Origin of the sequence: Sphingobacterium sp. UBA7253 (genome assembly GCF_002472745.1) — a bacterium.
In the GTDB taxonomy this organism is placed as follows: Bacteria; Bacteroidota; Bacteroidia; order Sphingobacteriales; family Sphingobacteriaceae; genus Sphingobacterium; species Sphingobacterium siyangense.
Map to the genome: position 1 here is coordinate 1 of NZ_DKSP01000070.1, position 5,369 is coordinate 5,369.

Genomic DNA, 5,369 nt, shown 5'->3' on the forward strand with positions numbered 1-5,369 from the left:
ACTTCCGCATTAGGATTTCTTATGATGTCGCAAATATAAAAACCAAAGTGATATCTTGCAAATCGATAAGCGAGATTCCTCCTCCTAAATACGGATCATCCTGTTTATGAATGGAATATTTTTCAATAGGATCCTTGTTTCTTTAATCATGTGATCAGCAGACGGCTTGTTTATCCAATTTTTTGATGAAATGCTTGCTGTCCTAATCAAGTTTTGTTAAGGCCTTTGAATTTCGTAACAAAAATACATATTGAAAGAAGTCTGTTGTATGATTCTTTTCAGCAGGTATGATATTTGCGCCAAAAAGCCGTGATTTTACAGTTATTAAATCTTGAGAAGTAGCATAAGGTGAATGTGCTGCATTGAGTTTAAATAACGATATACTATTTGGTCGACTTAATTCTTTTAGATCCTGAATGCCTTTCACGAGCATAAGTGGGCCATCTGCATTTACCCAATCTACTTTTTCATCTTCAGGGGTTGGAAATTGAGGATTCTTTGGAAGATACATTTCACTAGCAATGGTATAACTAACAAAGCTAGATACTTTATAGCCGCTATTTTTCAAGCGTGTAGCAAAAGGATCATTGGTTGCATCCTTTCCTTTTTGTAAAACATGAAAAAAACCAAATAGTCCATATAGTTTCTGACCATCAATATGGTGATTTTTAATATAATTTTCCAAATTTAACAGCATAGCTGAATCCCTGGATACGTCAGATTTATCCGCTGTAAAGCTTTTGTCTATGCCAATAACAGTGATTTTTGCCGAATCGGCAAGGTGGCGGTTATAATCATAAATTTCGACCCATTTTTGATATAGCTCTAAACTAGACTGTTGCGGGATACGTTTGCGAATGGAGCGAACCACATCTTTCAGTAGGGCGTTATCTTTTAGCGGCTTGGATAAAAAGCTGTTTAGTTTGTTGGCATTTGTACTATCCATCTCAGCAATGTAATATTTAACACCAAGCTTTTTGTTCAAATAAAATAACAGCTCTTTGTCCAACTTTTGATTGTCTGCGTAGCCATGAATTTCCCCAAGTAAGAAAATATCCGAATTATAGAAGCTATTATCGAATAGAGAATCTACAATACGATCCTTAATCTCCGTTTTATGAAGCTTGAGGTACGCTATATTTTCCGCGTTGGTATTTCCTATAAATATCCGATTGGAAATGAAAAAATAGAGAAATAATAGCCCAATAATAGCCAGTATAGAAAAAAATGTAATCTTAATAAATTTAAAAAACTTTTTCATAAATGAGGTTTTGGCAAAGGTATTATTTTTCAAGGAATGAACCAATAAGTATCCATGCATATAATTAAAATATATGTATTGGTGTTTTTAAAAATTGGGTCATTCTTTAATAGAATTGGGTCATTCTTTAATAGAATTGGGTCATTTTTCAATGACTATTTCCATAGGACGATTGTTGGCGCACAGTGAACCGCTGCGGGCTTATTTTACAGTTTTTTGTACAATAACAGCGATTTTGTAGTTACCCCGTAGCGTTTGTGTCCCTTGTTCCTTGTTCGGATAAGGGGCGATATCCTGTAATGAAATGGTATATCCGTTGGTGTTGGCAGTTCTTTGGTAACCTCTATCCTGTAGGTCTATTGTTGCGAGCTTTATTGTCGTGGGTTTAGTTGCTTTTTCTGCGATCTCAATTTCTGCTACTGCAACTCCAGACCAAATACAGTTGACGCCTTCAGGGCAACGGCTATCTTCTGAAATACCATTAAATTTGATCTTGATCGGATATTCTCGCAATGATTTTCTTTGTCCCTCAGCTAAGGATACACTTTCTCTCTCTGTTCTATTTCCAATATTTTCCTTTTGCGTTGCACAACCCGCTAGCGAACAGAATCCTAGCCCAATAATAATCGTTTTATAATTCATCATCTTCACCGAAATAAAACTAGTATAAATGTTATCCAGTTATCTAGTCATTACTACCAAAATTAAGCCATATTTAAGAAAACGTGCTAATCTTTCGACTCTTAATAGCGCTAAGCTCCTACTTGAATCATTGCTGGGCTTTTGCGATTATTGCTGTGATCCATTTTCATCATGATCTGGCTTTTCAGATTCTTCACAGCGCGAAAAAAATAGACTGGTAATTGACAGTTTTGATGGATCGAATTGTTCGTCTTTCAGAAGCAACAGATTCTGACTGATGTATTTATTTAAGTATCGATCGTCTTGCTCAGGATTGCCAGCAAAATAGGCCTCATTTTCCGATGCAAACTTACTTACATATCTATTGGTGACAGTATCCAAGACGTACTGTTCGAGGTCAGGATAAAATAGGGTATAATATGCGTTACTAAATATTGCTAGGGGGTCAATATAATTTGCCCGATCATAATCCTTCTTCATGGTCAATATTTCGTGCCAGTGTTCTTGATTTGAACCGTCTTGATTTTCTCTTAAAAAACCTCTTTCTCCACCGTAATTGGAGAGTCTGATGGCTAATTTATTCCCTTCAGCCAAATATAGGAAAGCGCTGAAATGTTGAGGTGCACGTTGGGGTCTGTTATAAACAGCTATAAAATCATTGAATTTTTCTTCATTGCTATACTGAAAGACTTGATAAGTACTGTCATGTTCCATAAACTGGTTTTGTACAATAAATTTAAGCGATTGAACCGGTTTGGATTCCTGATGAACAAAAGGGGGGCTGAAACAGTTTGCCTTGTCATTGAAAACCCGATGTGTACTGTCATTATCAAATTGTACATAGGTTTTACCTTCTTCAAAACCTGCCAAATTGATACAAGTACTGTCTGTGAAATTAGGCTTGTGACGCCCATACAGTTGAAATAAAGGGGCTTCATCTGGATAGAAAAGCAGGTAGTCTTTTTCAAAAACATAGGAGCCGAAAACAGATGTAGCATAACCATATAACAGAAATCTGCCATCTTCAAAAAGACAAATCCCGCTATTACCACCATACTGTCCACTGATGGTCTTTGCCTTATCTTTTCCGTTTGGAAAATAGTGAGTGACTTGCTGTGCTTTACTATTTGTTACCATAAGGATAAGACTAATTAAGCCTAGAATTTTTTTAATGAATGACGTGCTTTTACTTTCTTTCCGCATATCTTTTGTTATTTATCAAATTTAAACCATTGCAACACTGGTTCAATGGTGGTATTTACAATCCGTGCAGGCATTTTACGATTCGCCGAAACCTGTAATGGGGCAAACTAACACATATTCACGCGCTTGGTAAATTAGTGGTTTTATCCGTCGTATTTTCAATTTACATTAACATTTTTTTCCACCTATTAGAACAAAATATACCCCTACTTAGACCGCTGGTTCGAATATCTTTGATTCTCGTCTGATGAACACTTCGCCTGCTTTGGATGTTCATGGAAATTTATGATGATTTTATTATAGCCAATAAGATAAATAGATGTCAACACTAACCCGTATAAATGCATATATGCATCTCAAAAAACATATTCGAATGAATGTAATTGCAGATCTTGATATGAGTATTTTCTATTTTAAGAAAAGACCTTTCATCGTGATGGATTTGTCAAATGAAAAGATATATTTCAATGATAGTGGATTAGAATGGTTGCGTTCAGAAAAACAAATATTGCAGCCTGTTCAATGGACTCGGAGTAAGTATCTTCCCCCCAAAAATTGGGTGGGACTAGCTGTTAATAACCAAAGAGATGATTTGATTATCCAGTTAATTGATGAATTTTATCTGGCGACATGTGATATGCTATCGATAAATCCAATTTCTAAGGGGAATTCGTCCGACAAAATAAAGCTTTAGACAGATTTTAATAGATTTAAATGTGATTCGTCCTCCCAGGCGGAATCAAATCATGAAAAACTAGCATTGAAAATTAGAAATACAAAAAAGAGTAAATTAGTACGATATGGTGGAAGCAAATCATGCATTGCGTATTAAAATATAAATAATAATGAGGATTAACAGAAAATAGGCTAACTTATATTAGGTATTTTAACCCGTTTTATAGGTACTTTAACTTGTTTTGTCTTTGCTGCTTTTTTTTTAAATTTTTAATTTTCATCTTTAGCGTATTATAAACGTAAAATTTGAGTCCATTACACAACCTTTCTGAAGAAACATTGATTCTTTTATTGAAAAAAAAAAATCAACAGGCTTTTAGTTATCTTTATGATCACTATGCCGATGCACTCTTTGGTGTGGTTTGTCGTATCGTGGTCTCAACGGAGCATGCGGAAGAAGTCATCCAAGATGTATTCGTCAAAATTTGGCGATATATCGATGTTTTCGATGCAGAAAAAGGCCGCCTTTATACCTGGATGATTAACATTGCCCGCAATACAGCCCTCGATCATCGAAAATCAAAAGCTATCGTAAACGAGCAGAAAAACCAACCGCTCTCAAATATCGTAAATAGGGAGGAAGAACAAGATCTAAGTCAGGGCGAACAACACACGAAAGCAGATTTTATTGGATTTAAAAATATTTTAGATAAATTGAAGCCGGAATGGCGAATCTTGATTGAGATGGCCTACTATGAAGGATATACACAACAAGAAATCGCTGAACAGCTTGATGTGCCGCTAGGAACAGTAAAAACACGTACCAGGGCAGCTTTTATACAATTACAACAATTACTAAAAGAGTACCGCTAGTTTTGGATATTAGAGCATACATATCGTCGGGGATTATTGAATCGTACGTTTTGGGACTTGCTTCTGAAGAGGAAGTGAGCATCTTGAATTGTATCCGAAAAAATAATAGCGAAGTGGAACAAGCCATCATCGAAGCAGAGATTGCACTCGAAGATTTGGCCGATAGCCAAGCGATAGAGATGCCTATGCAATTAAAACAGGATATATGGAATAAACTCATTGCAGAAAATCTAGTACCAAACGAAGATCATAAAATTGATGAAACATTAGTACCTTCTTCTACGGACCATAACGACGTAATTGTTATGGATACCGAAAAGAAAACGCTTGTTGCTCGATCATACAAGTGGACTATTGCTGCAAGCCTATTGTTAGCCGTTAGTATTGGTGCTAATATCTTCCTATATCAATGTAAACAAGATACAGCGAATAAGCTAAATCAGACGACGTCCTTACTTGATGCTGAGCAGGCAAAACTTGCTACCCTACAGGATAAATGGGCTCTCGTTCAAAATCCAGCAATAAAAACAATCCCTCTGAAGGGGGTAGAAACTAAACCCGATTACCTTGCTTTGGTATTCTGGGATCAAGTATCAAAGACGGTTTATCTGAGTATTGAGCACATGCCTGTTGCACCCAAAGGTAAGCAATATCAACTGTGGGCAATGGTCGATGGTAAACCTGTTAATGCCGGTGTTTTTCCACTTGACTTAAA

General features: G+C 36.1%; 6 protein-coding genes. 3 read left to right on the forward strand and 3 right to left on the reverse strand.

Annotation, left to right across the window (positions count from 1 at the left end):
• Positions 1–202 precede the first annotated feature (202 nt).
• The 3 genes from B2X72_RS06915 to B2X72_RS06925 all read right to left on the reverse strand — a co-directional run bounded on the left by B2X72_RS06915 (position 203) and on the right by B2X72_RS06925 (position 3,040).
• Positions 203–1,261: a hypothetical protein gene (locus tag B2X72_RS06915; RefSeq protein WP_070567155.1), complete on the reverse strand. Its 1,059-nt coding sequence runs from the start codon at positions 1,259–1,261 to the stop codon at positions 203–205.
• Between the two features lie 201 nt (positions 1,262–1,462).
• Positions 1,463–1,906 (reverse strand): hypothetical protein, encoded by a 444-nt coding sequence (locus tag B2X72_RS06920; RefSeq protein WP_083295990.1) that lies wholly within the window; start codon positions 1,904–1,906, stop codon positions 1,463–1,465.
• 144 nt (positions 1,907–2,050) lie between these two features.
• Positions 2,051–3,040 carry a preprotein translocase subunit SecD gene (locus tag B2X72_RS06925; RefSeq protein ID WP_286848774.1) on the reverse strand — a complete coding sequence of 330 codons (990 nt, stop codon included), beginning with the start codon at positions 3,038–3,040 and terminating at the stop codon, positions 2,051–2,053.
• 439 nt (positions 3,041–3,479) lie between these two features.
• Here B2X72_RS06925 and B2X72_RS06930 point away from each other — a divergent pair, with 439 nt between their 5' ends.
• The 3 genes from B2X72_RS06930 to B2X72_RS06940 form a co-directional block, all read left to right on the forward strand.
• Positions 3,480–3,800 carry a hypothetical protein gene (locus B2X72_RS06930; protein WP_139145016.1) on the forward strand — a complete coding sequence of 107 codons (321 nt, stop codon included), beginning with the start codon at positions 3,480–3,482 and terminating at the stop codon, positions 3,798–3,800.
• Between the two features lie 287 nt (positions 3,801–4,087).
• Positions 4,088–4,654: an RNA polymerase sigma factor gene (locus B2X72_RS06935; RefSeq protein ID WP_112375870.1), complete on the forward strand. Its 567-nt coding sequence runs from the start codon at positions 4,088–4,090 to the stop codon at positions 4,652–4,654.
• 2 nt (positions 4,655–4,656) lie between these two features.
• Positions 4,657–5,369, forward strand: a 713-nt coding sequence (locus tag B2X72_RS06940; protein ID WP_286848777.1) for an anti-sigma factor, incomplete at its 3' end; no start/stop codon positions are given.

What these genes read in the sequence shown, in the direction of transcription:
- B2X72_RS06915 (WP_070567155.1), bottom strand. Translation starts at nt 1,261, where the DNA reads ATGAAAAAGTTTTTTAAATTTATTAAGATTACATTTTTTTCTATACTG.
- B2X72_RS06920 (WP_083295990.1), bottom strand. Translation starts at nt 1,906, where the DNA reads ATGATGAATTATAAAACGATTATTATTGGGCTAGGATTCTGTTCGCTA.
- B2X72_RS06925 (WP_286848774.1), bottom strand. Translation starts at nt 3,040, where the DNA reads ATGGTAACAAATAGTAAAGCACAGCAAGTCACTCACTATTTTCCAAAC.
- B2X72_RS06930 (WP_139145016.1), top strand. Translation starts at nt 3,480, where the DNA reads ATGAATGTAATTGCAGATCTTGATATGAGTATTTTCTATTTTAAGAAA.